Source organism: Bacillus sp. FSL K6-0993 (genome assembly GCF_037977205.1).
Classification (GTDB): Bacteria; Bacillota; Bacilli; order Bacillales; family Bacillaceae; genus Bacillus; species Bacillus subtilis.
The window spans coordinates 882886-909263 of the sequence record NZ_CP150275.1 but is presented as its reverse complement, the minus strand read 5'-3'; the positions used below and the strand labels follow the sequence as shown (position 1 = coordinate 909263).

Genomic DNA, 26378 nt, shown 5'->3' with positions numbered 1-26378 from the left:
ATGAAAATGGGGAATTTCTTACAAAGTGAATGTGCAGGATCATCCTGCAAGGAGGTCACCTATGGATACGGGCACACATGTCGTTATGGGCATCGCACTGGGCGGTATTGCGACGCTTGATCCTGTTGTCGGATCAGATCCGGCAATGGCTCACGCTGTTATGATCGCAACGCTTGCGGGCTCTCAGGCTCCGGATATTGATACTGTGTTAAAGCTTAAAAACAATGCTGTTTATATAAGGAATCACAGAGGATTTACCCATTCAATTCCCGCCGTTTTGTTTTGGTCTGTCATCATCCCGGCGATTCTGTATTTATTTTATCCTCAGGCCGATTTTCTGCACCTGTGGCTGTGGACACTGCTGGCAGTCGTTCTGCATGTCTTTGTTGATATATTCAACGCCTATGGAACACAAGCCATTCGTCCGTTTTCGAAAAAATGGGTTGCGCTCGGGCTGATTAATACGTTTGATCCGTTTATTTTTATCAGCCATCTGGCAGCTATTGCGATTTGGTATGCAGGCGGGAGTCCCGGCATCACGTTTCTCAGCTTATATATCATATTGGCAGGCTACTACTTGGTGCGCCTGATCATGCAGCTGAGAATTAAACGGAAGCTTCATGAGATGATTCATGATGAGATCGAAAGCATTATTATTTCTCCAACGATGAAATTCAGGCAATGGCGAATCGCAGTGACGACAGCACATGCTTTCTATGTAGGAAGAAGCATGGAAGGACATGTCGTGATTCTGGATACATTTAATCGGGTGCCTGTTCCTGAAACCGATGTAATGCATGCGGCAAAGCAGGATGATAACATCGCGGCGTTTCTGTCCTTTTCTCCGGTTTACCGGTGGGAAGTGGATACGTTTAAAGATCATTATGAGGTGAGATTTATCGACCTGCGCTATCGGAGCAAAGGCCATTATCCGTTTGTCGCAATTGTTCACATCGGCCATGATCTCACGATTCGTTCGTCCTATACGGGATGGATATTCAGCGAAGAAAAACTTCAGAAAAAATTAAAGCTCGGCTCTATATAGAGCCGGGCTTTTTACGTCTTATATAGAAAACAGCAAGCAGCAGACTGACAAGAGATATGAGCGCCGATATTTTGAAGTATGGCGGATAGTAAGTCAGCTCAATGTGATTGTCTCCCTTTTGCGCCTTGAAGCCTATAAAAGCATAATCCGCTTTTTCGATCTTCTGTGTTTTTCCGTTGATCTTCAGCTCCCAGCCTTTTTCATATGGGATCGGAAGCATGATGTACTGGTCTTTTGACAGATGATATGCAAAGGTCAGTCGATTTTTGTTCCAATTCAGTTTGTCTGCTTTCTCTGTTTTATTTTTCATTACAGCGTTTTTCAGCGTTTGGTAATTTTCTTCATAGAGCGCTATGTTTCTCAGCTCATAGGTTCCTTTCGGAAGATGGATTGAGATATGTCCTGATTTAGGCACTCTTACCGTTATATTATTTACTCCGGTTTTATATATCGATTTGTTCGATTTCCTTGTTGTGACATAATCATTTACCTTTAACGTAAATCCTTTGTCTTTTGCTTTGCTTTTCAAATAAAAGCTGACATAGTAGTCTCCCGGAGCGGATGATGGCTGTTTCGGGGTGATGATCAGCTCTCCTCCGTTTTCTCCAGTTACGGTTAGCAGCCCGTTTTGATACTGGGCTTGTTTTGCGGTAATGTCCGACTTGGTTATCAAATTGGACGGTTTTGGTGTCTGCTCCGTTTTTCCTGATGGATCTTTTAATATGATTCCTTTCAGCATCGCCTGTTCTTTCGCAAGAGCGGGCAATCGGTCCAGCTCACTTTCGCTGTATATGGCATCGGCTGTTTTGACGAATGGAAGCATGTACTGATTCTCATAAACTGCATAATGCTCTGTTTCTAAATGCTTTTTGAAGCCGTACGGGACGCAGGCTTCGTTTGTTTTTTCGGTCATATAATATTTGCCGTAAAGCAGGCTGTATAAATTCGCCCTGTCTCCCAATGACGCGTAACGGCTGACGCTTTCCCTGCCCATATCGATGCTTAAATCATTCCAATAGAAGGCCAGCAGATCTTTGTTTAAAATGCTGGAATACGCGCTGAAGCCATTAAACCCGTAAATGATTGGCGTATTATTGCGGACCCCGTTCATCCAGTCGATTCTCATGAGCGGATCATCGTCTTCCTTCTGTAAACGTCTAATGAGCTCAGATGATTCCCGCCCTCTGTATTCCTCACTTGTAAGATATTCTTTTGTCACACTGTCCAAATCGCCGCCCTCTGAGAGTGCGTATTTTTGATAGGAGTTGGCGACAAACAGTGAAGAAAGAATGATTATACCGTACACAGCCATTTTTGCCCGTTTTTTCGCAAAAGCTGCAGCAAACAAGGCTGCGATTGTCATGAGTAAGAGCAATAGAATACTTTCATTCGCAGGCTTCCATATATCGAGCTTATACCTTTGAATATGATACAAGTAAAGAAGCAGGACGACAGCTGCGGCCAAGAGCAGTTCTTTCCGTTTCAAATCAGACAGCTGTGACAAACCAGCCGCAGCTGCTCCCGCAATGGTAAAGGCCAGAACATATTCAAACCGGTTTTGCGGGGCGGAAAAGCCGTTAAAGACGCTTGCCGCATACGGACTGAAATGAAAAAGAATAAACAGCAGGCTCAATCCGGCAAAGAGACGAAACACACGGTTTTTGTAAAAAGAAATAATAAACAAAAACAGCAGAAAAGCGGCCGGCACAATGATAATCCGGCTGGAAAATAAGATATTATCATCGAAATTGAGCCACTCTATTTTCTGGCTGTATGGAGGGCGCAGGTTGTTTAAAAAACCGTATACCACCGGCACAAACGCCGCCGCACTGATGCCAAAAGAAATGAAGCCTGAAACCAGAAATAATCTGCTTTGAATCCATTTTTTCTCTTCATGTGGTTCCAGTCGGATCAGCCATCTGAACAGCACATAGATTCCGATGAATATAAGGTTTATGTATGCAAAGTAAAAATTGTTGATTAACGTCAGCGAACACGCAACGATAAACCACGCCGGGCGCCGCTCTCTAATAATTTTTTCTGCGCCAAGCACAAGCAGCGGAAGCCAAACCATTGTATCGGTAAAAAATTCCCAATATGCTTCGTGACGGAAATAAATAATTGAGACGCCGTATAACACAGCTCCCGTGAACGATGCCGCCCTGTGCTTGAGAAGATAATGAAAAACAGAAGCGGACGTAAAGATGATCAAACTCAATTTGAAAATACTGATAAAAACAGCTGACTCAGCCCAAAAAAGCGTATCCGCTTCTCCGATCAGCTGGACGGCTTGAAGCATCCAAACAGCGGCGGATACAGCAAGAAAAAGAAAAGACGCAGAAAAATAATAGCCGAGCTGACTGAATGTGCCGCCGCCAAGTCCGAATGAATAATTGTAGAAAAGATTCCCGTTTGTATATTGGTCAAATAATAATTTTTTAAATACGATCATTTGCGCAAGCCCGTCACCCGGACCTGTCATATACCTGCCTTCCGCCCATTCTTTCACAAAAAAAGCGTGTGCCAGAACGGACACCAGCAGACTGGCCGCGTAGATCATGATATGTTTTCTTTTCATATAAATTCTCCAGTCTTGCTTTTAAGATAATAGACACGCAAAAAAAGCACTGCCAATGGCGCTTGGTATTTTCAGTGCATTTTTGTCAGACGCCGCATGCTTTTTAATTCGTTCGTTTCAGGCAGGTCTTTGTTCGGGATATTCGCTTCTTTGATCAAATAATGCGGGCGTTTTTTTGTTTCATAATAGATTCGGCCGATATATTCGCCTATAATTCCGAGGCTTAACAGCTGTACTCCGCCAAGAAATAACACTGCTGAGATAATGGTAAAATACCCAGGCACAGAAATACCGTTAGTCAGAATTTTAACGAATGTGGCAATGATATAAATGATGGAAAGCAGCAGGATGAAAATGCCTGTATAAAAACATAATCTCAGCGGCTTATGATTAAATGAAACGACGCCGTCCATTCCGTAGTTAAACAGACTGCTGAACGACCATTTGGAGGTGCCGTTTTTTCGTTCGACATTTTCATAAAATACAATTTTCTGATCAAAGCCAATCCAGCAAAAAAGGCCTTTTGAAAAGCGGTTTCCTTCGCTTAGCTTCAAAAGTGCATTCACAGCTTGGCGGCTTAACAATCTGAAGTCACCGACACCGTCACGCAAATCGACCTCCACCGCTTTATTAATGAACTTGTAATACATAGATGATAAGAGTGAGCGGACAAAGCTGTCCCCTTTTCTGTTCCTTTGGGCAATGACTTGGTCATACCCTTCTTCGTAGCCTTTGATAAATTCCTTCAGCAAATATGTCGGATGCTGCAGATCGGCATCCATGACAATAACCGCCTCGCCCTGAACATGCTCAAAGCCCGCCAAAATTGCGGCTTCTTTTCCAAAGTTTCGAGAAAAAGATATATATTTTACCCGGCTGCACGTCGCTGCCAAGTCTTTGATCTGCTGAAGCGTGTCATCAACACTTCCGTCGTTTATGAAGAATATTTCATAGTCATAATGAATGTTTTTAAATTCCTTTTTTAAAGATTCATGAATGAGTTTGACATTATACCCTTCATTGTAAGACGGGATAATAATCGAGATTAATCCTTGCTTCATTAAGGCACCTTCTTTTTATTATTCTTTTTAAGTATTGCCTTAGGGGAGTTTTACACAAATCTTCAGTAAGGCTATTCCTTTTTTTAAAGTCGTTTAAACCTGTTTTTTGTTACAATTTTATGGTGACATTCATGATTTTTAATGTTATTTTGTCATGTTTAAAACAGACTATGAAAAAAACGCACAGAAAAAGTCTGCCATTATGACAGACGGATGGAGAGAAATTTTGGCTTATTGGTTCTTAAGATATTCCAAAATCAGCTGATTGACGATGGCTGGCTTTTCGTGGTTAATCCAATGGGAAGCTTCATCAACAAAGATGAGATGTCCATTCGGGCAATGCCTTTCCGTCTCTTTCGCAAGCTTTCTGCTCAAAAAGCGGTCTTCCATTCCCCAGATCATTCGGTAAGGTACTGTTTCGTAAGAGGGTTTCTCTGCCAAGCTTCCTTTTCTGATGGCTCTGTACCAGTTCAGCATAGCTGTCAGCGCGCCCGGCTGTTTCCACGCTTCTTTGTACCTGCTGACATCCTCGGATGTAAAAAGCGCGGGACGGTCGGATAATCCAATCGCTTTATCTAATGTTTCATAATCATTTTCCCTTAGTGATGCCTCCGGTATATCGGGGAGCTGGAAGTATGCGATATACGAGCTTTTCAGCCATTGCGGCGGATAAAGCGGCGTTACGGTTTTCATGACGTGCGGGTGCGGGATATTGATCGCGATCAGTTTTTCAAGATACTCCGGGCGTGTGGAAGCCAAATGCCATGCAACAGCCCCTCCCCAGTCATGCCCGATGACAATTGCTTTTTCATCAGTGAATTGCGTAATGAGCCCGATGATATCATCTCTTAATGTATCAATCCGATACGAATCAATTCCTTCCGGCTTGTCACTGAGATTGTAGCCCCGCTGATCAGGAGCAATGACCCGGTAACCCGCATCAACAAGCGGTTTGATTTGATTTTTCCAGCCGTACCAAAACTCAGGAAATCCATGGAGCAGGACAATTAACGGGCCGTCTTCCGGTCCTGCGGCTGCAACGTGGAGCGTGATTCCGTTCGTATTGACAAACTGGCATTTAACTCCGTCCACTTCTATCTCCTCCTTGACTGTGCGTCATGATTTTCAGCCTTTTCTCCGTCAGCATAAATGTTATGACACAGGCGGCAATCAGCAGGATAAGCTGAAGAATAAACAAGTTTGATCCCAGCAGCAAACCCATTCCCGCAATCACCAAGCCTGACAGGATCATTAATGATGCACTGTAACGGTTCGCTTCATTCCATAATCTTTGATCTGACATTGAGCGTCTCGTTCTGTATCCGTACACACTGTTGATCGATTTGGGAGGAAACAGTTTGATCAGTATGCCCGCAATGATCATAAGCCCTCCGCCGACTAAACCCGTCATATCATCATCTCCTTTCTCATTGTTACGTGCAGAAAGAAGAAATGTTTCATGCATAGGCAAAAAGACAAGCCTCGGCCTGCCTTTTTATCGCATTTGTAAATCCTTTGTGTGAATATAGCCTTTAACTCCGCCATAATCCACGAACGCCCAAGTGAAGTCAAATCCGCCGTTTTCACTGAATCCCCACCCAAGTATTGTCACCTCTGTTCCAGATGAGAGCTGTTTAGCTTTTCCATTTTCGGGCGTCGGTGCATAGAAGGCTGTCTGTTTCATTGTTTTCGCTTGGCTTGCGGTTTTCATTAAAAAGTGGGTTGAAATATACGCTTTTTTTCCTTTGAAATGAATTTGAGCCCAATCGGCATTTACAAATCCATAGACTTTTACTTTTTGTTCTGATGATACAGTGCCGAGAATGTCACCTTTATGATTTGGCTCAGTCCGGACATTCAGCTTTCCTGTTTTTATGATGTAAGAATCGGATGATGGCATGCTGACAGATATGTCATGAAGGGGCGCAGCTTTTGCTGCGGGAGCGGAATGAAGTGCTGTCAAACCCAGTCCTGCGGCAGCTGTTAAAGCGAACATTACTTGTTTCTTTTTCATATAAAGCTCCTCCTCGCATTTTGACAAGATATAAGTGGTATTCCCTGATTGACAGGCTGGTGAAACATGTTTTGTTTATGATTTCTTCCTGTTAAGGTAATTTTAAGAAAATGAAAAAACCTGCCGGTCGTTAACGGCAGGTTTTTAATGCAAAAGGCCTCTGCTTTGATGTAAGTAATCATTCACGTCGTTACGGGAGCTTTGAAAAAGGTGAAGCTGGCCGCCATAGTTTTCAATCCATTGTGTGACGATTTTTTCAGTCATTTTTTCACCTTGATAGGCGTGTCCGGCTTTTGCATAGGTTGCTTCGAAATCGCTCCATAACAATTCCACCCACGTTTTTGCCTGTATATAGCTGATCATCTCGTTCTTTTCCAGAAGCAGATTAGTCAGTTTCTCAATGTACATATTCATGTGTGCAGTCTCCTTTCTTCAGGAAAAAAATAACGCTTTATTACGCGGTGTTCTCCATATACTAACCTTACGTCTTCATCTGGAAAGACGCAACTTTTTGATCTCGAATCTAGGGGGATATGACATGGTCCGAAATAAAGAAAAAGGATTTCCTTACGAAAACGAAAACAAATTTCAGGGTGAACCGAGAGCAAAGGACGACTATGCTTCAAAGCGTGCTGACGGATCTATCAATCAGCATCCTCAAGAAAGAATGAGAGCCTCAGGCAAACGGTAAAGAAGAACAGCTGCATACACTGCAGCTGTTTTTACCCTTTATTGACTTGATATTCGTAGACGCTCTTCTTTTCTGATAAGTGTGCGAAGGTAGAAAGCACAAGTCCGCATGCAGTCATAAGCGCACCTCCTGCAAACAGCCAGGAATAAGAGCCTGTTCCGTTTAAAATCATTCCCCCGATCCATGCACCAAGGGCATTGGCAAGGTTAAATGCTGATACGCTGACAGCTGCGGCAATGGTTGTGCCGCCCTCAGATGAGGAAATGACCTTTGTTTGCAGAAGAGGCGGCGTGCCGAATGCGCATGCCCCGAATAGGAACGTTGCCACAATGGCTGCAGCCGGGTAAATGGCGATGTAAGGAAATACAGCCAGAACACCGATTAAACCGATCATTACGCCGATCATCGTCCGAGTCAGCAAAGGCAGCGGTACTTTTCCCGCAAAGAAATTCCCGGCAACGCCTCCTAATCCATACGCAAAGAGAGCACCTGTAATGCCAACCGTGCTGAATCCGGCTGAATGCCTCAAAATGGGTTCGATAAAGGTGTAGGCGATAAAGACACCGGAATAGCCTAAAATGGTAATCGCGAAGGAAAACAGCACTTGTTTGTGTTTAAAAACCCCCCACTCATTCATAAGCATTGGGATCACCTTTGGTTTTCTGTTCGGCACTGCAGCCATAAGGCCTAAAAATCCGATGACACCAAGTGCCGTAATGATGGAAAACACCGCTCTCCAATTCAGGACATCTCCAAGATAAGAGCCGAATGGAACACCAAGCATTAGAGCCACTGTCAGTCCGCCGTTCATTGAAGCAGCAGCTGCAGCACGCTTTTCCGGCGGAACCATTTCACTTGCGAATACCATGGCAATCGCGAAGAAAGCGCCGTGTATGGACGCAGATAAAATTCTTGAAATGGCCAATACAGCAAAATTCGGCGCCAGTGCGCTCATCAGGTTTGAAAGGATAAATATCGCCATCAGCCCAAGAAGCACAGGCTTTCTCGGAAGCTTGACGGAAATGATGGTGACGAGCGGTCCTGTCAAACAAACGCTTGCCGCATAAGCCGTGACAAGAAGCCCTGCGGATGAAACCTGTATATGAAAGTCATTGGCAATCGACGTCAAAATACCCATCACCGCGTATTCTGTATAGCCGATTGAAAATGTACAAATCATAAGAACAAATATAATAAATTTTACAGATGGGTTTTTGATACTCAACGTCATCGCCTCCTTTGATTTTAAAAAACAACGAGTTTCATCTTAAAAGATTTTTGAAGTGAATTCAATGATTTTTTCTTTAAGAATTCGTGTAAATGTGCTGCAAACAAAAAGAGGCTGATAATCAGCCTCCCCGTTACGCTTTATTCTTTTTCTTTCAATACTGAGATTGGCAGCGCTTCCTCTTGCTGAGGGGAAGAGGTTCTGTATCCCCATGCGAAAACGCCATTTAAATAACTGATGGTAAACTCGTCCTCAGTATCTCCCACACGATATGTTTCTCCCGGTGAGTAATCTTCCGGGTTCAGTAAATATGCTTTTGCCATCGTAATTTTCCGTTCGAGCACTGCCAGTTCGTTTATGATTCCATGCTGTTCGGCTTTTCTTGCTTTTTCAGAAAGTAATGCGATTTCGGTATTGAGTTCGTGAGGTGTCATTTGACTGTATCGTTTCTCCATTTCAGTACTCCTCTTCCTGCAGTAATTGCTCGATTAAATCGAGTGAGAATCCTTTACGGAATAAAAATTGTTTGACCTTCATGGCGCTTTCATATGAGCCGTCATAGCGGTATTTTCTAAACGCTTTTTCCGCGTGAAGGCGCAGCGCTTCTTTCTCTGTGTCTTCATCATTTTCATATTCAATCTGATCCATCGCCGCGCTGATAACATCAAATGAGAAGCCCTTGCGCTGAAGCTGCAGCTGGGCGCGCTGTTTGAGTTCTTTCGTCGAAAGCTTTTTATCTTTTTTGAGAAGCTTTTCAACATGCTTGACCGCTTCTCTTGTCTGATCTTCAAAAGAAAAGGAACTTAGCGCCTCCTTAATTGTATCGTCATCAATTCCCTTCGCTCTTAGCTCTCTGAACAAAACATCAGGGCCTTTTCCGTTTGTTTTTTTGTGAGTGCTGACATAGGCTGCGGCAAATTCCTGGTCGTTTAAGTACTTGTAATCGTTAAGCCTATGGATGACTTCCGCAATGACGGGGGGCGAGGTTTCTTTTTTCTTTAAGTGGTCCTCGACCTCTTTCGTCGACCGCATTCGATAGGATAAAAAGTCAAGCGCACGGTTGAAGCCTTTCTTCACTTCATCGCCGTATTGAATCTCAATGATGTCAAGATCATCGAGTTCTTTTCCCTTCTTGAGCTCAAATTTCACGAGCACATCCGCGTCCACGCTGAAGGCGTATTTATCATCCAGAAAAATATTGAAGCGTTCCGTATTCTTTTTTTGCGTTGATATTTTTGTAATAAACGGCATCTTAATCTCCCTTCTCAGGCCTGAAACACGTTTTCTTTTATTACAATGAGGTAAAGTATATTTATTAGAACGATGAGGAGAGATGTTCATGAATATCGCAATGACGGGCGGAACCGGTTTTCTCGGCCAGCATCTGACAGGCGTTCTTACCCGCCAGGGACACCATGTTTATATTTTATCAAGAAACGCAAGGGAAACTGAACAAAAAAATATGACATATGTCCAATGGCTGACGGAAGGAGCCTCCCCGGAGCAGGAACTTCCTCATATTGATGTCTGGATAAACCTTGCGGGAAAATCGATTTTTGGCCGCTGGACAAATAAAACAAAGCAGCACATTCTCTCCAGCCGTATCAATGCGACGCGTGAAGTGCAGCGGCTTATTCAGAAACAGAAGGAGAAGCCGAAGACATTGATCCAAGCCAGTGCCGTGGGTATTTACGGCACAAGCCTTGAGAAAACTTTCACAGAGGATTCTGCAACGTCAGATGAGGATTTTCTCAGCCATACTGCACGCCTGTGGGAAAAGGAAGGACAGCATATTGAGGCGATGGGCATCCGGACGGTTTATGCGAGATTTGGCGTGATGCTTGGAGAAAAAGGCGCTCTCCCGCTTATGGTTCTCCCCTATAAGTTTCTGGCCGGCGGAACGATCGGAACGGGAAGGCAGTGGCTGTCATGGATTCATGTCGAGGATGCGGCCCAGATGATCCGATATGCGGCGGAAAACGCCGGCATCTCAGGCCCAATGAATGTCACCGCGCCCAATCCTGTGGACATGAAGCAATTCGGAAAAACGATTGCACGGGTGAAGCACCGCCCGCACTGGCTCCCCGTACCGGAATTCTTTTTATCAAAAGCATTGGGTGAAATGAGTCTTTTGATTGTGAAAGGACAGCGCGCTCTTCCTAAAAAAGCGATAACCTCTGGATTTCGTTTTACATATTCAGATCTTGAATTTGCACTCTCACAGCTGATAGCGGATCGAAAGACTGTATAAAAACAGCAGGAAGCGTCAACCTTAAGAATAACTTGGTTGAAGGAGGTCCTTTTTATGGAAAAAAAGAGGGAGAAGCATCAGCAAGGCGCCAACCTGAAAAAAATGCAGGAAGTTCTTTATTCAGGCGAATTTAAAAAAGCGGAAAAAGCTGCTAAGCGGAAGTAGGAATACATAGCCCCTTAAAACCAAATACTATATTTGTTTGATATCACTTTTTAGGGGGAATTTGATATGGGCAGAAATCATATCCACAAAAACCGTGATAAAAACAAACAAAAACTTCCACAAGTTCCCGATGCATTAAAAAGGGAAACTGACGGCGTTTACGAAGAATATTCAAGCGAACTTGCTGATGCAGATGATCGCGAAGCGCAAGAGCGTGCGAAAGCAGCCGACAACAGAGCGAAAAAGAAATCTCGTTAATGAAAAACCCCTTGTCTCCGTTTGAGACAAGGGGTTTTTTACATTTCAATGAACCGGTCGCGGATCGGTGTGCGTTTTTTCACATCCGGCGCCTCGTCAGGATAACCTGTTTGTATGATGGCGGCGAAACGCTCATTATCCTGCAAACCAAAGGCCTGATGGACTTCTTTGTCGTATAGGATTTTTCCGCTTTTCCAAACCATGCCGATTCCTTTTTCCCAAGCAAGAAGCTGAAGATTTTGAATTAACGAGCTTGTTGCCGCAAAATCGTCGTCCCGCGCTCTTTCGTTTTCATCTTCCTGAAATACGACGAGGAGAAATCCCGGTACGCGCCCAAGTGTGTTTTTGAAATTTTGAAGCTTTTCCTCTGTCATATCCGGCTTGAATTTCTTAGAGAACGCTGCAAATGTATTGATGAGGTTCGCTTTACCTGTCTCACTGGAAACGTAAATAAATCTCCATGGCTCTGTCACTCTGTGATTTGGCGCATATTTTGCCGTTTCAAGCATGTCAAGAATGACTGCTGAAGGTACTGGCTCTTGTTTAAACTTTCGAATCGATCTTCTGCTGCGTATGATGTCCCGCAGTGCTGAATGCTGATGTATTTGTTCGGTTTGAGGCATACCGTCTCACCTTCCTATGCAATTGAAAATGATTATCATTTCATAATGATAACGGAAAGTGCATCTTTTTGTAAACCATCATCCGTATTAGATTTTAAGAATACGGGTTTCTGAGTAAACGGCTGTTCCTGTCATGTTCACTTTCACATGGCCGCCGGCTTCGTTCATTTCGATCTCCACTTTTCCGTCTTTTCCAATTTCCTGCCCTTGTTCAATGATAAATTTATGCTGCTTGGCATTGCCATAATGTTTCATATAAGCCCCCATCACGCCGGATGCTGTGCCGGTCACGGGGTCTTCAATCGTTCCCGAATACGGGGATGAAAAGTGGCGCCCGTGCAGGTCGCTGTCGGGATGGACGGTTTCAAAGGTAAACGGATGGACTGAAGCTTTTGGCAGATCAACTAACACTTCCGGAAATTGTTTGTTATCTGGCACCATTTTTTTGGAAGCCTCCAATGATTTAAGCGGAACGATGGCTGTCCATATGCCAGTGCTGCCAAACACAATCGGAAGGTCTTCATGAAAATCTTCATCGGTGATACCCAGTGCGTCCGCAAGTTTTTTCCGATCGCCTGTAAATGGTTTGAATTGCGGAGAGGCCTGTTCAAGCGTGATATGAATACGGCCATCTTTTTCAGAAATCTTCACAGGCAGGATACCCGCTTTCGTTTGGATGCTGTACGTTTTACCGCTCTCCAGCATTCCTTTCTCACATAATGCGTAAAGAGAAGCAACTGTCGCATGACCGCACAAATTCATTTCGTGTCCAGGTGTAAAGTAACGGAGTTCAAGATCGGCCGACTCGCTTTTTCGGATAAAGGAGGTTTCTGAATACCCGGCACGCTCAGCTATGATCTGCATCTCGTCTTCCGTATAATCGTCTCCCTGCAATACGACACCTGCGGGGTTTCCTTTGCCGGGACTGCTTGTAAATGCTTCATATTTTAATACCTCTGCTTCTTTCATTCATCTGCCGCCCTTTCTTTATCAATGTCTCTGTCAGTATAGCAAAAATAATTACGAATCTTCAGTCATTATCAAAAAAACCCATTTTCTTTTTTAAGAAAATGGGTGTAACGATCAAGAATTTCTTGTTTTATAGAGCAAATAAATAAAATAAGGTGCGCCGATAGCCGCTGTAAAGACGCCGGCCGGCACTTCCACCGGAGCAAATAAGGTTCTGCCGACGATATCAGCTGTTAAAACGAGCAGAGCTCCAATAAGTGCCGACGCTGGGAGTAGCGCGCCATAAGATGAGCCGACAAGCCGTCTTGCAATATGGGGCGCCATCAGCCCGACAAAACCGATTGTGCCGGCAACTGAAACTGCACAACCCGTAAGAGCCGTACTCAAAAGGAGCAAGAAGAAACGATTTCGCTGCACAGCGCTTCCCGCACCCGCCGCAATATCTTCACCCAGCACCTGTATATTCATATTTTTTAGCGCGACAAAACAAATGAATAAGAGAATGGCAGATAAGATAATAGCTATTTTTACATGCTGCCAGTTTGACCCATAAACTGACCCAGTGATATACACATTGGCTTGTGATGCCCGGTAAATGGGGCCTTTGATCATCAACAGGGTAGTCATCGCCTGCGCCGACATTGAAAATCCGATTCCGATAAGCACCAGCCGAAATGTGGAGGCGCCATTTTTGTATGCCAGTAAATAGACGATGAGCCCGACAGCCGATGCGCCGATAAATGCGGCTGCTGGAAGCCATGACAGACTGATCGTAAGTGAACTGCTGCGGTCTGAGAAGAACATCATTAAAAGCACGACCGCTACCGCCGCTCCTCCTGTTATTCCGATAATATCCGGAGATGCGAGAGGGTTTCTGACGAGCCCCTGCAATATCGCGCCTGCCGCTGCCAGACAGACGCCGGCGCATAAAGCCGTCAAAATTCTTGGCATGCGGAACGACATGATCATCAGTTCATCCAGCTTGGAACCTGCACCAAAGAATGTTTTTGCTACATCCCAGGGAGGAATAAACCTTTGTCCGAGACCAGCGCTTATGATGAGTACAGCAGCTGTTAACCCCAGTAAAACCAAAAAGACGATCCACGCTTTCTTTTCAGCCGCAGTAACGCCAAAACGAAGTTTCATAGCTTCGCCCCCCTTCTTGCGATGTACACAAACACAGGCATTCCGATGATGGCGGTCATGACCCCGACAGGAACTTCCTGAGGCATAATGATATATCGCGCACCGATATCCGCGCAAACAAGCAAAATGGCACCCAAAACAGCGGAAAATGGCAGAACCCAGCGATAATCATTACCAACGACAAAGCGGGCAAAATGCGGAATAATGATGCCGATAAAAGAAATCGGCCCGGCAATGGCGACAGCGGACCCTGCAAGCATGACAACACAAAGCGCCATCACAAATTTCAGCAGGCCTGTTTTTTGGCCGAGTCCTTTTGCCACATCTTCTCCCATAACGAGGAGATTAATTTTTTGGCCGAGAAAGAAGCAGATTACCAGCGCTGCCGCTGCATATGGAAACATCGTCATCAACAGATCCAGACTCCGGCCCTGCACAGAGCCAGTCAGCCAAAAAAGCACCTGGGCAAGCTCGAGTTCGTTGACAGACAGCAAGCCCTGTGTCAGAGAAGAAAACATGGCTGCCATGGCAGCTCCCGCCAGCGTCAGTTTGATTGGCGTCAGCCCTTCCCTCCCAAGCGAGCCTGCTGCATAGACGATCGCGGCGGTAAATGCTGCCCCCAGAAACGAGCTCCATACTAATGCCTGAGGTGACTGAATATGCAGAAAAAACGATCCGGCAACAATAAAAAAACCTGCACCGGCGTTAATTCCGAAAATCCCCGGTGACGCAAGCGGATTTTTTGTGAGCGCCTGCATGAGAGCGCCCGCGGCTGCCAGCGAGGCGCCGACGACTGTCGCAACCAAAGCGCGTGGAAGCCTGACATCCTTGATGATGACATGCTCATTTGTTCCGTTGAAGGAAGTAAACGCCTGATAGACCTGTCTCCATGACGTACCTGTATAGCCGTACACGACGCTTGCGCAGACAGCCGCCAGTAAAATGAAAATCAGACATACTAACACAATCCATTTTGAAGATGCCTTTTTGCAGATCATGATCTAATTCTCCTAGTTATTTACTATGTAATGTTTGTTTTTGAGAATAATCCTCAATTAGGGATTGACACTCTTAACACTGCTTATTATGATCTAAATGATAATGAATTTCAATATTGGGAGGAAAAAGATGAAAAAGCATATCAGCATGCTATTCGTATTTTTAATGGCCGTTATAGTACTTTCTGCCTGTAATAGTTCAGAAAGTTCAAGTAACAGCGAGGGGTCAAGCAGCAAAACAAGAACGGTCAAACATGCAATGGGGACATCAGACAACATTCCCGCCAATCCAAAACGGATTGTTGTTTTAACTAATGAAGGAACAGAGGCGCTCTTAGCGCTTGGCATTAAGCCGGTCGGAGCCGTAAAGTCATGGAAGGGCGACCCGTGGTATGACTATCTGAAAGATGACATGAAAGGTGTTAAAAACGTCGGTCTTGAAACGGAACCGAATGTGGAAGCCATCGCAGAATTAAAGCCTGATTTGATTATTGGAAACAAAGTGCGCCAGGAAAAAATTTATGATCAGTTAAATGCGATTGCGCCGACTGTTTTCGCTGAATCTTTGGCCGGGAACTGGAAGGATAACCTGACTCTATACGCCAACGCGGTGAATAAGGCGGACAAAGGCAAGGAAGTCATTGCCGATTTTGATAAACGCGTTTCTGATTTAAAAAACAAGCTGGGCGACCAGACAAACAAAACCGTTTCTGTCGTACGCTTTTTATCCGGTGAGTCAAGAATCTATTATACCGATTCATTCCCTGGGATTATTTTAGACCAGCTTGGCTTCAAACGCCCTGAAAAACAAGTAGAACTGTTCAAGAAACAAAAGGACCAATTTACGTTCTCAACCGACAGTAAAGAATCTATTCCTGATATGGATGCTGATGTGCTGTTTTATTTCACTTATAAAGCCGATAATGCAAAGGAAAATGAAAAATGGGCCAATCAGTGGACAAGCAGTTCACTATGGAAAAACCTAAAGGCCGTGAAATCAGGTAATGCACATGAAGTCGATGACGTCGTGTGGACAACCGCAGGCGGAATTAAAGCCGCAAACTATCTGCTTGATGATATTGAAACCTACTTCTTAAAAACGAAATAAAAAAAAGACTCCGTCTTATTAGACGGAGTCTTTTTTGCTTTTGCCAATCAGACGTGTAACGAGGAACATGGTAACAGAAAGAGATCTGTTTTTCCGATACGCTAAGTATTTCCCTCGCCACTCCGGTTTGTATTTTTCTTTAAAGGCTCTTAGGCCGCTGAAGCTGTACATGTATCTGACATTATTAAAAATGACAGCGGCAAACCTTTCGGACCAGAAGGATGTAAAGGCAGTGCCGACATTAGCCAAGGGTGCCATCCCCATATTAAATGACGTGCAGCCCTCTTCCTTTGCCCATAAAAACATACGGATAAACAATGCGTCCATAATGCCATTTGGAACGTCGCCGCGATAGCGCATTAGGTCAACCGATATCTCTCCCTCCTGGTACATCGGCATGACATTTGCGAATGCAACGATCTCTCCCTCTGCATTTTTCATATAGGCGATCGGCGCTTTCTGTAAATAAGAAGGATCAAAAAATCCGAGCGAGAATCCCTTCTCCTTTTTCGAGCCGAGCCATTCGTCTGAGATTTGCTTCAGCTCCTCCAAAAACGCATCAGAAAATGGGGGATGATCCACATGGAAAGTATACTCCTCCCGCTCAAAGCGGTTATTGATTGCCCGAAGGCCGGCTTTTTTCTTCCCAGTCAAGGTAAATGTATTTAAATCTACATATGCTTCCTCGCCAAGTTTAAAGAAGTTGTAGCCAAAATCGTGATACAGCGCCATGTCCTCTCGTTCAATTTGATAGAACAAAACACTGAATCCCTTCTGATGCGCTTCGTTCAGAAATTCTTCCAGCACGAGCGGGAATGATTCTCTTTGGCCAGACGGATCGCCGAGCACGACCAGCCTTCTGGCGATTTTCCCAAACAGAAGCAGTGCATTCCCATCACTAGAAAAATAAAACCGCTTATCTCCAAGAAAACCAAGATGGCTCAGCGCGTTGCCGCCTTTTTCATTGAGAAACGCAGTAAGACGCTCAGGGTCAGCTTTCTCTCCGATCGGTTTCGTTCTCTTATGATAGACCACTGTAAATATCAAGAAGAACAGCGGCACAATAATGATCGCCATGATGGTTGCATGTGTAATATGCGAGGTGCTGTGGACGAAATATTCGTGACGCAGCACCTTCTTCATCCGGTCCCAAATAAAGCCCGCGATCAGATTGTAGTTAAAGAGCGCCACAGTAAACAGCGCCACAGCGAATATCAATTGTCCCAGTGTATAGGATGCCTGTTCGCGGACAAATTGTTTTTTCAATAGCACAAGCAATACGATAATCATCGGCAGTACGAATATCGCGCTGATGTTAAGCCCTTTTAAAAAGCTGAACACAAAGCCGCCGACAAGCGCTGTAATGGCCATCGTATAGGAACGTTTTGTCCGTTTATAAAGCTCGATCGGCAAAATCAGCAGAATGAGCGCTGAGCTTAAGGACAGGCCGTTGAACAGCAAAAGCGCCGGGCGCGGAATGTGCGGTATAACCGTCAGCCTGTCAATCGGCAAGGAAACTGAGGCCAGGACAATCAGACCTGCTACGAACACAATAAGGGAAAGCGAGCCTTGCAAAATTCTCACTAATACCGCACGCTGAACAACAAGCAGAACGTTTGTCGTCTCAATTGCCGGTGCGATGCGCGGGTTCGTTTCGAGCCGCTTCATTGTATTTTCCGTCAGGTCGCCTGCGGCAAAGAACAGTCCTAAGATAAATGGGATAAATGAATAGGCGAGCCTGTACAACACAATAGAAGTAACGATGGCCTCCTGATGATAGCCAAGCTGCTCCATCCCCAGCAAAAATAAAAGGTCAAACGAGCCGAAGCCGCCCGGCACGAGGCTGATCATTCCTCCGATCGCCGCAATGACGAACACCCCGAACACATACCTGATATCTGCATGAATGCCCATAGCGAACAAAGCAAAATAGATGACGGTCCCGGCCATGAGCCATTCAACAACTGAAGCTCCAATATATGCGAAAATCGGATTTTTCACTTTATCCGCATTCTCTTCGTCCCCAGCTTTGCGGTCTTTTATTTTGGACACCGCCAAAGATAGCGGCAATATCAGCGCAAAACCGATAACGACCGCCCATAGCCAAGGCTTTTCATGAATCACTTCATCCACTGGCAGCACTCTCGCAGCGACGAAAATGCTGAAAACAGATAATCCGAGCAGCATAGATGATGTGAGCCAGGCGATTCCTTTTACGAGTGCCTTATGGTCTTTCGTATGCTCCTTATAGAACATCATTCTTAACCCGACTCCGGCTAAACCGCCGAAGCCCAGCACATTATTAAATGAGTTGGCGATCCAGGAAACCCTGAATACTTTTCCATTTGTGATCGATAGGCGCAGTGAGTATTTCAGGACGTAATCATACAGCGACATGGCCGCAACAGCCAGCAAGCCGATCAACACAAGCATGAATAAGTCCGTTCGTTCCAGTCCGTTGATGACCATGAGCGTACGTTTGAATGACAGATTTGTCAGTTCTTTTTTCGATTGATAAATAACAAATAGCAAAACAGCAATAGGAAAAACGATTTTTAATATTGATATAGCATTCTTTTTAATCAGCAATGGTCTCTCCAATCATATTCTAGTTCGATCCTCTCCCCCAATAATCTCCAACTCATTATACACTACCGTTATTTTTCGGACAAAGTCCCGCATGCGGTTTCTGCTCACTTTCTTTCAGGTATGAAAATCGAGTAATATGGTAAGAGGAGTGAATGATGAGGAAGTGATGAAATGGAATATAATTTACACGATACAACAGTATTAAACGAAAACATTCTTTCATCGGAAGAACGGGAAATATGGGTGCTCTATATGAAAGTCTTAACTTCCGCCGGGCTCGGTGATGTGTCCGAGTGGATGAAGCTGGATATGAGCATGCCGCAAATGAAGGTGCTGATGCTATTAAACAACCATGGAACATTGAAAGTGAGCGACATTGCTGAAAAAATGGGGGCTTCCCTGTCCAATACAACTGGGCTGCTTGACCGGCTTGAAAAATCAGGATTTGTCAAACGCTCACATTCTGAAGAGGACCGCCGCTCTGTAGTTGTTCAGTTGACAGAGAATGCGAAAAATATTTTCCGGGGTTTGTATGAAAAAGGCCACCTGAAATTGAAGCGTTCATTAGAGCTGCTGTCCCCTGAAGAAAAGCAGGCTGTTTCCGAAGGGCTGTCTATCCTTTCAAGAGCATTAGAGAAAGCGAAAAAAGAATAAATCTGTAAGTCTGTCATCCGCAAACTGCGGGAGCAGGCTTTTTTTATTTGACATTTAGTTCATTTAAAATGAATAATATATTTCGAGTGAACCAAAAAGGGGTTGATGAATATGTCTGAAGCATTAACAGAGCAGAAAAGCCAAAAGTGGGCGATCAGCCTGTTTACGATTGGTGTGTTTATGGCTGCGCTGGATAACGGAATTATTTCAGCTGCTTTAACAACGATAAACGAGTCGTTTGCCGTTTCACCTTCCTGGGGATCATGGGGCATTACCCTTTATACGCTCGGTCTTAGCGTCAGTGTGCCAATCGTCGGAAAGCTTTCCGACCGCTACGGCAGAAAAAAACTCTTTCTCATTGAGGTTTGCCTGTTCGGACTTGGTTCTTTGCTTGTTGCTTTGAGCCAAAGCTTCCCGCTCTTTCTGATATCGCGGCTGATTCAGGCGCTTGGAGGCGGCGGGATTTTCATCATCGGAAGCTCTCACATTCTCGCGACCCTCCCAAAGGAAAAACAGGGGAAGGCGCTTGGGCTGCTTGGCGCAATGAACGGGATGGCCGCTGTGCTCGGGCCAAATATCGGAAGCTTTCTGCTTGATTGGACCGGGTCTTGGCATTGGCTGTTTTTGATTAATTTGCCGATTGCCGTGCTATTGGTTGTTTTCGGCGCATGTTTTATTGCGGAAACAAAAGCACCTGAGGCTAAGCGCCTCGATGCCGCCGGAATCTTCCTTCTATCCCTGTCGATTTTAGCCGTGATGTACGGCATGACGAACCTTGACGGGGCAAATCTCTTACACAGCTTGGGGAATCCGGAGGTTTATGGATGTATTATTTTTGGCATGCTTTGTTTTGCAGCGCTTATCTCGTATGAAAAGAGAGTTGAAATGCGAGGAGGCGATCCCATTTTGGCGTATTCTCTGCTGCGAAACCATATGTTTCAGCGCACGCTTATCATCGGTTTGTTATCCGGGGGGCTCTTGGCGGCAGTCATTTTTATCCCGTCATATGTCGAGCAGTATTTGGGTGTCCCTGCCGCAAAAGCAGGCTATTGGATGACACCGCTTGCGTTGGCTTCCGGAATCGGCGCTTGGCTTGGCGGAGCGCTTACCGACAAAAAAGGTCCTGTAAAAACCGTTATTCTTTCGGGAATCATCTCATGTGCGGGGTTTGCTTTATTTCCGCTCTGGGTAACGGAAAAATGGGAGTTTGTGATCGCAAGTGTGGCAGCTGGGATCGGTTTTGGCTTTCTGTTAGGCGCTCCGCTGAACGTCCTTGTATCAGAAGCGGCAAAAACAAATAAGGGTACAGCTCTTGGCACGCTTTCATTAGTAAGGCAAATTGGACTGACCTTGGCGCCTACTCTTTATGCAGGTTTTATCACAGCCGGGTTTGACCAAATAGGTGATGAGATCAGCAGCCGCTTATCGGACAGCGGACATTCGGAAAAGGCGATGCAGATGATTCCGGAGATCGACAGTTCTGATGTTTCTTCTTTACAAGAACAAATCGAACACATTCCCGTTCCTGAAGTCAAAACCGCGATAAGCGACGCCATTCATGCGAGTGTCGCCAGCGGCTATGATCATTTATATGCAGCGGCTGCTGTGATCTCACTTCTGGTGATTGCGGCTATCAGTATTCCGGTGTTCCGCCGGCAAAAGCGTTAAGACCACCCCATCCGTCTGGAAAGCTCCGTAATATGAGCGATATGATGATGTGAGTGCCAGACATACAGGCCGAGCGCGTTCTCCATGGTAATGATTTCCTTTGTATCAGGGTGATAAAACCCGCGCTTAAATTGCTGATCCGTCAGAGTGCGGAGCAGAGCCGTCCATCTTCCGTGAAGCTCCTGCAAAAGCGCGAGTGAGCCGCTCGGATCTGCCGTTTTCGAGTCTTTTAGCTCCGACCATGCTTTTTCATCATACGGACGGATAGCCGGTGTCTCTTCCGTCAAGCTCAATTTAAAACGAATATAGCTGTTCATATGACTGTCAGCCAGATGATGAATAACTTGCCGAACGGTCCATCCACCGTCCCGGTACGGTGTGTCAAGCTGGCTGTCCGTCATGCCTTCTACAGCTTGCTTCAATTTTGCCGGCACTTCTTCAAGTACTTGAATCCATTCATCTTTTTGCTCCTTCGATACCGATTCCCTCGGCTGGTATTCTCCTATTGGATAGCTTAGATTGGCTGTTGTCATGTATGTTCTCCCTTCTGTTCAATCTTCTCCTTTATTTTACAAGAAAAAGATTGTATATTGTGTCTTTTTCCCATACAATAAAAACGACACAAGTGTCATTTTAATGATCAGGAGGATGAATCATGGAAAAACCGTTGTTTCGCAATCAAAAAGGACTGATGACACTGTTAGCCTCACAAACCATTTCTTCACTTGGAGACTGGCTTCACATTTTGGCCGTGCTAACATTAGCCGCTTTTCAGCTTCATGCTTCACCATTAGATATGTCGCTTTTAATGATGTCGTTTGCTTTGCCTGTCATTGTACTCGGACCTGTATCGGGTCTGCTTGCCGACCGTTTTGACAGAAAAACGATCATGTTTCTGTCTGAAATCGGCCGTGCCCTCACTGTTATCAGCTGCGTTTATGTCAGTGAGCTTTGGCAGCTTTATGTATTGCTATGCCTTCAGAGCTGTTTTTCTTCACTTTTTTCACCTGCTAAAAACGGAAAGCTTAAGGAATTGGCTCCGGAAGCACACATTCAGCAGGCCGTTTCCGTCAGCAGCATCATTGATAACAGCGCAAAAATCTTCGGCCCTGCCCTTGGCGGCATGCTGATCGCTGCTGTCTCTATACATTCTGTTTTCTATATCAACGCCGGCGCCTTTCTTCTTTCCGCTGTCATTTTGTTTTTCCTCCCCAAAGATGCTTTTTTACAAAAAGCAAATACACCTCAAGAAAAAACATCAGCACTTGCTTCTATCAAAGAAGGCCTTCAGTATTTGAAACGGATGCCGCTTCTTTTAACAGGCTTACTCACAGCTTGCGTCGTTCTCTTTGTTTTGCAGATTGGTGATTCCCAGGCTATCATTCTTATCCGTTCTTTTTCAGGCGCTCCGCCTGAGCTTGCAGGCTGGTGCATGGCCGTAAGCGGAGCCGGCATGCTCCTTACGGCGGCAATTGCCGGCAGACGGCGAATCACCTCTTATTTTCTTTATTTCTCATCTGGGACCTTTCTGCTTGGACTAGCAACTGGAGGTATGCCATTTCTGAGCGGAATGGGAATAGCCGGCATTGCTCTTTTTATTTTCGCTTTTTTCATCATGGGAGCGGCTTTCGGTCTCGTCCATATTCCATTTCAAATTCTCGTGCAAACAACAGTGCCTGTCGATTACAGCGGCAGGGTGTTTGGCGCCATTCAGAGCGCGACAACCCTCGCCTCCATCCTCGGCATGGCGGGCGGGGGCGTGCTGGCGGAATGGATCGGTGTATCACTTGCTTTTCTTGTCTGTGGCTGCTTGCTGATCATGGTCGGGTTGATTACACTTGTAGGTAAGAAAGTTGCAGAAAGCAGGCGATATCTTGTCACCGAAAGTAACAAAGGAGCACAAGGATAAACGGCAGGCAGAGATTTTAGAGGCTGCCAAAACGGTTTTTAAACGAAAAGGATTCGAATTAACGACAATGAAGGACGTTGTGGAAGAGTCAGGTTTCAGCCGAGGCGGTGTCTATCTTTATTTTTCAAGCACCGAGGAGATGTTTCGGCGAATCATTGAAGCAGGGCTAGATGAAGGGCTCCGAAAGCTTGATGACTCAGCTGAACACCGAAGTGTTTGGGCCGCCATCTCCAGCTATTTGGATGAACTGGCTGAAGGCCTGCGTGATGCAGCGGATACACTGGCGCCGGTGCAGTTTGAATATTTAGTGACGGCTTGGCGCAATGAAGAACGGCGGAAGTATTTGGAAAATCGGTATGATCTTTTTGTGGCAAGGTTTTCAAGGCTATTGCAAAAAGGAATCGATCAGGGGGAATTTCAGCCTCTGCAGCCTCTGGCGACGATCGCGAAATTTTTCCTCAATATGAATGACGGCATCATCCAGAACGCGCTATATTTCGATGAAGAAAAGGCTGATGTATCTGGACTTGCTGAAGCTGCAAAACTGTATTTAAAAACGGTACTGCAAGTAGATGAGAAATAAAGAAATGCGGCAGGAACCTCTCTCCTGCCGCTTGTTTTCACCCTGCGTGATCACGCACTTCTAATGTGGCTTTCTTCTGTTTTGGCTGATAAATCTTCCCCACAAATAAATAACCGTATTTGAATTTATTCAGTGCCCATGAGGTCAGAATCGGGCCGGCTGTGCACACGGCAAACAACAGGAGAACAGCCGGTACGGCAGGAATCCCGGGCATATTTAAAAGCAAAACGTAGCCTATGATCATAAAATAAGCATGAAGCAGATAAATCGAAAAGGAATAGTTGCTGATAAACATCATGATTTTCGGCACATGCTTCATTTTAGAAAACAAGTGAAAGCACAGGAAAATCATGCTTGTCGAATACAGCATGATATCAGGCCGTTTTGAGCTGATCATGCCGATTTCACCGACATAAGAAACAGTGACAACCAGCGCAGCAGAAGCTAGCGCGGCGCCGTATATCACTAAGCGGTATTGGTTCAGCAAGGCTAAAAAGCGCTTATACTCCTTTCCGCAATAGTAGGCAAGACAAAAGTAGAAAAGCCAGCCTGCGAACGGAACCCAGAAGAACGGAAACCCACCGCCCTCTTCTGAAGCGGGAGCCGGGCTGACTGCTGAAAAATAGCTTAAATAGGCGGCTGTCACCACAAATGAGATGGACAGCACCCATTTCGGCGATGCTTTTTTCAAATACTCATGAAACATCATATGCAGAATGTAAAATTGAAAGATGACGAGAATGAAGTATCCGATAAAGTTTCCTAACAATACGTTCGCCAAATACTTTTGCACGATCGCGAGAAAGGTGATCTCTCCCCCCATCGCACTGGTCATCAGCAGTGCATCGATGGCCGCGATAAATAAAAAAGGAACGAAAATCACTTTTCCCCGCTTCTTTAAAAAACCGTTTGGCACCCCGTCAGGATAAGAACGGGCCAGCAAAAATTCAGAGATGAAAATGAAGGCAGGCGTGCTGAACATCAGGAGTGTGCGGAAAGAATCTACGGTGTGAGAAATATCTGCGAGAGCTTCTGCCTGAAGCATCAGGACCATTGAAATGATATGGAGCAAGACGACACTTAAGCACGAAATGCAGCGGATCATAAAAATTTCTTTAATTTGCATAACAGCGCTCCTTTTATTTCAAATTAATAGAAATCGATGGTTGTACCTTAACATGTCCGCTCTATTTGAAAAAGTGCCTGATGTCATAAATTGACGTATGCATGATAGACTAAGGTCATAAACCCCTCTGGCTTATTGGTGTATCTTTCTCAGACGAGATTGCTAGAAAAATGCAAAAAACCTGCCGTAACGGAGACTGCAGGTTTTTGATGAAGATATTAATTTGTATTGAGGCCTCCGCCATTCAGCCCTTCTTTGATATAGCCGTTCACTTGGCTATTAGAGAGCAAGCCAATATGACCGATGCCATAAAGCTGGATGTTTCGCGCTCCTTGTAACCGAGACAAGCTATTGATGACAATTTGATCATTGAGACTGTAAATAGATGTATAGAGGATCTTTTGATTAGGATCTGTACCCGGCAGCGCCGTTGATGACACTAAACCATTAGCCCCTCCAAGCGTTACGACATTTTGAATCTTATTGCCCCCGCCTAAATATTTAATATAGTACAGCGTATTGGCGCCTCCCATACTATGAGCCACAATATCTACTTTTTTTGCCCCCGTCTCTTTTAAAACACGGTCAACATATGAAGCAAGCTGCGGGCCGTTATTTAGGTTATTTCCTGTTTTATCATAAAAATCAATTGCGTACAGTTTGTTGCTTTGCCAGCCTTGAGAATTTAAGTAGTTTTTAATAGCGAAAAAGTTGTATGATGCACCACTTATTCCATGAACAAGAACGACAGGATTATGTACTGATTCAGCTTTTGCGCCAGACGGCGGAGCGGCTAAAACAGATAGAATCAGCGATAAACAAATAATGAATGCCATAAGTACTTTTTTCACGTTTATTCCCCCTTAAATTGTTGATACCACCAATTTCCTATTATACATAAAAAATCAATATAGTTACTATTTTTTCTGAAAATTAAATTTAAATCTCTTTTATATTGACGGAGATAAATCGGATACCTTCTGACATCCCTTTTATTTTCATTTCCAAAGTGGCCCGGTTGTGTTCCCTTCCTCCCTTTTCTATAATAAGGGGAATAGGCAGTTAGAATCACAGTTGAGCACCGGCTCATCAGTTTTGTGAAACAGCCATAGACATGGAGGATCGCATGAGAGTATTAAAATACGCCATATTAGGGCTTTTGCGAAAAGGCGAATTGAGTGGATACGATATTACGAGTTATTTTAAAGAGGAGCTCGGCCAGTTTTGGAGCGCCAAGCACAGCCAGATTTACCCTGAGCTCAAAAAGCTGACGGATGAAGGATTTATCACGTTTCGGACAACGATTCAGGGCACAAAGCTGGAGAAAAAGATGTACACCCTGACAGACAGCGGAAAGCAGGAGCTGCATGACTGGCTGATCCGCCACCAGCCGATACCCGAGACGGTAAAAGATGAATTTATGCTGAAGGCTTATTTCATTTCTTGTCTATCGCGCCAGGAGGCTTCTGATTTGTTCAAAGACCAGCTGCAAAAACGCCAGGCCAAGCTTTCTGACTTACAGGGAAGCTATGAAAAGCTTATGGCTTCAGCAGAGCCGATGTCATTTTCTTCACCGGACTTCGGCCACTATCTTGTGCTGACGAAAGCGCTGGAGCGGGAGAAAAATTACGTTTCATGGCTGGAATCAATTTTAGCTATGATAGATAAGGATTAACCGGGAGCGGCCTTCAGGCTGCTCCAATACGTAATGCGG

28 protein-coding genes are annotated in these 26378 nt (G+C 44.9%); 11 read left to right on the top strand and 17 right to left on the bottom strand.

Going from position 1 to position 26378, the window contains the following annotated elements:
- Positions 1-61 precede the first annotated feature (61 nt).
- Positions 62-1045, top strand: a complete 984-nt coding sequence (locus MHH79_RS04635; RefSeq protein WP_014476212.1) for a metal-dependent hydrolase — start codon at positions 62-64, stop codon at positions 1043-1045.
- Here MHH79_RS04635 and MHH79_RS04630 read toward each other — a convergent pair.
- From MHH79_RS04630 to MHH79_RS04605, 6 genes are all read right to left on the bottom strand, one after another.
- Positions 1038-3623, bottom strand: a complete 2586-nt coding sequence (locus tag MHH79_RS04630; RefSeq protein ID WP_340035018.1) for a YfhO family protein — start codon at positions 3621-3623, stop codon at positions 1038-1040. The two genes, MHH79_RS04635 and MHH79_RS04630, sit on opposite strands and share 8 nt — an antisense overlap.
- 71 nt (positions 3624-3694) lie before the next feature.
- Positions 3695-4684, bottom strand: a complete 990-nt coding sequence (locus MHH79_RS04625; RefSeq protein ID WP_003244113.1) for a glycosyltransferase family 2 protein — start codon at positions 4682-4684, stop codon at positions 3695-3697.
- 231 nt (positions 4685-4915) lie between these two features.
- Positions 4916-5776 carry an epoxide hydrolase EphM gene (ephM, locus tag MHH79_RS04620; RefSeq protein WP_340035017.1) on the bottom strand — a complete coding sequence of 287 codons (861 nt, stop codon included), beginning with the start codon at positions 5774-5776 and terminating at the stop codon, positions 4916-4918.
- Positions 5763-6095 (bottom strand): SdpC immunity protein SpdL, encoded by a 333-nt coding sequence (spdL, locus tag MHH79_RS04615; RefSeq protein ID WP_003242803.1) that lies wholly within the window; start codon positions 6093-6095, stop codon positions 5763-5765. The genes ephM and spdL overlap by 14 nt, the downstream gene beginning before the upstream one ends.
- An 84-nt stretch (positions 6096-6179) precedes the next feature.
- On the bottom strand, positions 6180-6698 hold the full coding sequence (locus MHH79_RS04610; RefSeq protein WP_100506812.1) for an SH3 domain-containing protein: 519 nt from the start codon (positions 6696-6698) through the stop codon (positions 6180-6182).
- A 144-nt stretch (positions 6699-6842) separates the two neighbouring features.
- A complete protein-coding gene (locus MHH79_RS04605; protein ID WP_251218338.1) occupies positions 6843-7112 on the bottom strand; it encodes a YfhJ family protein in 270 nt (89 codons plus the stop codon).
- Between the two features lie 124 nt (positions 7113-7236).
- Here MHH79_RS04605 and MHH79_RS04600 point away from each other — a divergent pair, with 124 nt between their 5' ends.
- Positions 7237-7389 (top strand): small, acid-soluble spore protein K, encoded by a 153-nt coding sequence (locus MHH79_RS04600; protein ID WP_003223241.1) that lies wholly within the window; start codon positions 7237-7239, stop codon positions 7387-7389.
- Between the two features lie 31 nt (positions 7390-7420).
- Here the strand turns inward: MHH79_RS04600 and MHH79_RS04595 are convergent, their stop codons facing one another.
- From MHH79_RS04595 to recX, 3 genes are all read right to left on the bottom strand, one after another.
- Positions 7421-8614, bottom strand: a complete 1194-nt coding sequence (locus tag MHH79_RS04595; protein WP_003243500.1) for an MFS transporter — start codon at positions 8612-8614, stop codon at positions 7421-7423.
- A 143-nt stretch (positions 8615-8757) separates the two neighbouring features.
- Positions 8758-9072 carry a YfhH family protein gene (locus MHH79_RS04590; protein WP_047182314.1) on the bottom strand — a complete coding sequence of 105 codons (315 nt, stop codon included), beginning with the start codon at positions 9070-9072 and terminating at the stop codon, positions 8758-8760.
- Between the two features lies 1 nt (position 9073).
- On the bottom strand, positions 9074-9868 hold the full coding sequence (gene recX, locus MHH79_RS04585; protein ID WP_003243354.1) for a recombination regulator RecX: 795 nt from the start codon (positions 9866-9868) through the stop codon (positions 9074-9076).
- Between the two features lie 88 nt (positions 9869-9956).
- Between recX and MHH79_RS04580 the strand changes: the two genes are divergently transcribed.
- From MHH79_RS04580 to MHH79_RS04570, 3 genes are all read left to right on the top strand, one after another.
- Entirely contained in the window at positions 9957-10868 is a 912-nt protein-coding gene (locus tag MHH79_RS04580) for a TIGR01777 family oxidoreductase (RefSeq protein WP_047182312.1), read from the top strand.
- Positions 10869-10922: 54 nt separating this feature from the next.
- Positions 10923-11033 (top strand): YfhE family protein, encoded by a 111-nt coding sequence (locus MHH79_RS04575; protein WP_003223230.1) that lies wholly within the window; start codon positions 10923-10925, stop codon positions 11031-11033.
- Between the two features lie 66 nt (positions 11034-11099).
- Positions 11100-11291 carry a YfhD family protein gene (locus MHH79_RS04570; protein WP_014479215.1) on the top strand — a complete coding sequence of 64 codons (192 nt, stop codon included), beginning with the start codon at positions 11100-11102 and terminating at the stop codon, positions 11289-11291.
- Positions 11292-11329: 38 nt separating this feature from the next.
- Here the strand turns inward: MHH79_RS04570 and MHH79_RS04565 are convergent, their stop codons facing one another.
- From MHH79_RS04565 to MHH79_RS04550, 4 genes are all read right to left on the bottom strand, one after another.
- On the bottom strand, positions 11330-11914 hold the full coding sequence (locus MHH79_RS04565; protein ID WP_340035016.1) for a nitroreductase: 585 nt from the start codon (positions 11912-11914) through the stop codon (positions 11330-11332).
- A gap of 87 nt (positions 11915-12001) precedes the next feature.
- The gene (locus tag MHH79_RS04560) at positions 12002-12883 is read right to left on the bottom strand and encodes a PhzF family phenazine biosynthesis protein (protein ID WP_063335720.1); all 882 of its coding nucleotides are present in this window, start codon (positions 12881-12883) and stop codon (positions 12002-12004) included.
- Positions 12884-12997: 114 nt separating this feature from the next.
- Positions 12998-14029, bottom strand: coding sequence for an iron ABC transporter permease (locus tag MHH79_RS04555; protein ID WP_322840049.1), 1032 nt, complete (start codon positions 14027-14029; stop codon positions 12998-13000).
- The gene (locus MHH79_RS04550; RefSeq protein ID WP_003233570.1) at positions 14026-15027 is read right to left on the bottom strand and encodes an iron ABC transporter permease; all 1002 of its coding nucleotides are present in this window, start codon (positions 15025-15027) and stop codon (positions 14026-14028) included. The genes MHH79_RS04555 and MHH79_RS04550 overlap by 4 nt, the downstream gene beginning before the upstream one ends.
- A gap of 130 nt (positions 15028-15157) precedes the next feature.
- Here MHH79_RS04550 and MHH79_RS04545 point away from each other — a divergent pair, with 130 nt between their 5' ends.
- The gene (locus MHH79_RS04545; RefSeq protein WP_042975711.1) at positions 15158-16135 is read left to right on the top strand and encodes an iron-siderophore ABC transporter substrate-binding protein; all 978 of its coding nucleotides are present in this window, start codon (positions 15158-15160) and stop codon (positions 16133-16135) included.
- Positions 16136-16153: 18 nt separating this feature from the next.
- On the opposite strand, the gene mprF is transcribed toward MHH79_RS04545, so the two are convergent.
- Positions 16154-18724 carry a bifunctional lysylphosphatidylglycerol flippase/synthetase MprF gene (gene mprF, locus MHH79_RS04540; protein WP_251247842.1) on the bottom strand — a complete coding sequence of 857 codons (2571 nt, stop codon included), beginning with the start codon at positions 18722-18724 and terminating at the stop codon, positions 16154-16156.
- Positions 18725-18895: 171 nt separating this feature from the next.
- Between mprF and MHH79_RS04535 the strand changes: the two genes are divergently transcribed.
- Positions 18896-19378 (top strand): MarR family transcriptional regulator, encoded by a 483-nt coding sequence (locus MHH79_RS04535; protein WP_014663255.1) that lies wholly within the window; start codon positions 18896-18898, stop codon positions 19376-19378.
- A gap of 111 nt (positions 19379-19489) precedes the next feature.
- Positions 19490-21046 carry an MFS transporter gene (locus MHH79_RS04530; protein ID WP_340035015.1) on the top strand — a complete coding sequence of 519 codons (1557 nt, stop codon included), beginning with the start codon at positions 19490-19492 and terminating at the stop codon, positions 21044-21046.
- On the opposite strand, the gene bstA is transcribed toward MHH79_RS04530, so the two are convergent.
- Positions 21043-21579 (bottom strand): bacillithiol transferase BstA, encoded by a 537-nt coding sequence (gene bstA, locus MHH79_RS04525; protein WP_340035014.1) that lies wholly within the window; start codon positions 21577-21579, stop codon positions 21043-21045. The two genes, MHH79_RS04530 and bstA, sit on opposite strands and share 4 nt — an antisense overlap.
- A 122-nt stretch (positions 21580-21701) precedes the next feature.
- On the opposite strand from bstA, the gene MHH79_RS04520 reads away from it, so the two are divergent.
- Together MHH79_RS04520 and MHH79_RS04515 are read left to right on the top strand one after the other, a co-directional pair.
- Positions 21702-22955, top strand: a complete 1254-nt coding sequence (locus tag MHH79_RS04520) for an MFS transporter (RefSeq protein ID WP_015383138.1) — start codon at positions 21702-21704, stop codon at positions 22953-22955.
- Positions 22921-23538, top strand: coding sequence for a TetR family transcriptional regulator (locus MHH79_RS04515; RefSeq protein ID WP_340035013.1), 618 nt, complete (start codon positions 22921-22923; stop codon positions 23536-23538). Before MHH79_RS04520 ends, MHH79_RS04515 begins: the two co-directional genes overlap by 35 nt.
- A gap of 37 nt (positions 23539-23575) precedes the next feature.
- On the opposite strand, the gene MHH79_RS04510 is transcribed toward MHH79_RS04515, so the two are convergent.
- Together MHH79_RS04510 and estB are read right to left on the bottom strand one after the other, a co-directional pair.
- Positions 23576-24664 (bottom strand): acyltransferase family protein, encoded by a 1089-nt coding sequence (locus MHH79_RS04510; protein ID WP_340035012.1) that lies wholly within the window; start codon positions 24662-24664, stop codon positions 23576-23578.
- A gap of 218 nt (positions 24665-24882) precedes the next feature.
- Positions 24883-25515, bottom strand: a complete 633-nt coding sequence (gene estB / locus MHH79_RS04505) for an esterase EstB (RefSeq protein ID WP_100506806.1) — start codon at positions 25513-25515, stop codon at positions 24883-24885.
- Positions 25516-25790: 275 nt separating this feature from the next.
- Between estB and padR the strand changes: the two genes are divergently transcribed.
- Complete coding sequence (padR, locus tag MHH79_RS04500; protein WP_003233588.1) at positions 25791-26339, top strand: transcriptional regulator PadR; 549 nt, start codon at positions 25791-25793, stop codon at positions 26337-26339.
- Positions 26340-26378 lie beyond the last annotated feature (39 nt).

Excerpts from the sequence above, each read along its gene's own strand:
- MHH79_RS04635 (WP_014476212.1), top strand. The coding sequence starts at position 62 with ATGGATACGGGCACACATGTCGTTATGGGCATCGCACTGGGCGGTATT.
- MHH79_RS04630 (WP_340035018.1), bottom strand. The coding sequence starts at position 3,623 with ATGAAAAGAAAACATATCATGATCTACGCGGCCAGTCTGCTGGTGTCC.
- MHH79_RS04625 (WP_003244113.1), bottom strand. The coding sequence starts at position 4,684 with ATGAAGCAAGGATTAATCTCGATTATTATCCCGTCTTACAATGAAGGG.
- spdL (WP_003242803.1), bottom strand. The coding sequence starts at position 6,095 with ATGACGGGTTTAGTCGGCGGAGGGCTTATGATCATTGCGGGCATACTG.
- MHH79_RS04610 (WP_100506812.1), bottom strand. The coding sequence starts at position 6,698 with ATGAAAAAGAAACAAGTAATGTTCGCTTTAACAGCTGCCGCAGGACTG.
- MHH79_RS04605 (WP_251218338.1), bottom strand. The coding sequence starts at position 7,112 with ATGAATATGTACATTGAGAAACTGACTAATCTGCTTCTGGAAAAGAAC.
- MHH79_RS04600 (WP_003223241.1), top strand. The coding sequence starts at position 7,237 with ATGGTCCGAAATAAAGAAAAAGGATTTCCTTACGAAAACGAAAACAAA.
- MHH79_RS04590 (WP_047182314.1), bottom strand. The coding sequence starts at position 9,072 with ATGGAGAAACGATACAGTCAAATGACACCTCACGAACTCAATACCGAA.
- recX (WP_003243354.1), bottom strand. The coding sequence starts at position 9,868 with ATGCCGTTTATTACAAAAATATCAACGCAAAAAAAGAATACGGAACGC.
- MHH79_RS04580 (WP_047182312.1), top strand. The coding sequence starts at position 9,957 with ATGAATATCGCAATGACGGGCGGAACCGGTTTTCTCGGCCAGCATCTG.
- MHH79_RS04575 (WP_003223230.1), top strand. The coding sequence starts at position 10,923 with ATGGAAAAAAAGAGGGAGAAGCATCAGCAAGGCGCCAACCTGAAAAAA.
- MHH79_RS04570 (WP_014479215.1), top strand. The coding sequence starts at position 11,100 with ATGGGCAGAAATCATATCCACAAAAACCGTGATAAAAACAAACAAAAA.
- MHH79_RS04565 (WP_340035016.1), bottom strand. The coding sequence starts at position 11,914 with ATGCCTCAAACCGAACAAATACATCAGCATTCAGCACTGCGGGACATC.
- MHH79_RS04560 (WP_063335720.1), bottom strand. The coding sequence starts at position 12,883 with ATGAAAGAAGCAGAGGTATTAAAATATGAAGCATTTACAAGCAGTCCC.
- MHH79_RS04555 (WP_322840049.1), bottom strand. The coding sequence starts at position 14,029 with ATGAAACTTCGTTTTGGCGTTACTGCGGCTGAAAAGAAAGCGTGGATC.
- MHH79_RS04550 (WP_003233570.1), bottom strand. The coding sequence starts at position 15,027 with ATGATCTGCAAAAAGGCATCTTCAAAATGGATTGTGTTAGTATGTCTG.
- MHH79_RS04545 (WP_042975711.1), top strand. The coding sequence starts at position 15,158 with ATGAAAAAGCATATCAGCATGCTATTCGTATTTTTAATGGCCGTTATA.
- MHH79_RS04535 (WP_014663255.1), top strand. The coding sequence starts at position 18,896 with ATGGAATATAATTTACACGATACAACAGTATTAAACGAAAACATTCTT.
- MHH79_RS04530 (WP_340035015.1), top strand. The coding sequence starts at position 19,490 with ATGTCTGAAGCATTAACAGAGCAGAAAAGCCAAAAGTGGGCGATCAGC.
- bstA (WP_340035014.1), bottom strand. The coding sequence starts at position 21,579 with ATGACAACAGCCAATCTAAGCTATCCAATAGGAGAATACCAGCCGAGG.
- MHH79_RS04520 (WP_015383138.1), top strand. The coding sequence starts at position 21,702 with ATGGAAAAACCGTTGTTTCGCAATCAAAAAGGACTGATGACACTGTTA.
- MHH79_RS04510 (WP_340035012.1), bottom strand. The coding sequence starts at position 24,664 with ATGCAAATTAAAGAAATTTTTATGATCCGCTGCATTTCGTGCTTAAGT.
- padR (WP_003233588.1), top strand. The coding sequence starts at position 25,791 with ATGAGAGTATTAAAATACGCCATATTAGGGCTTTTGCGAAAAGGCGAA.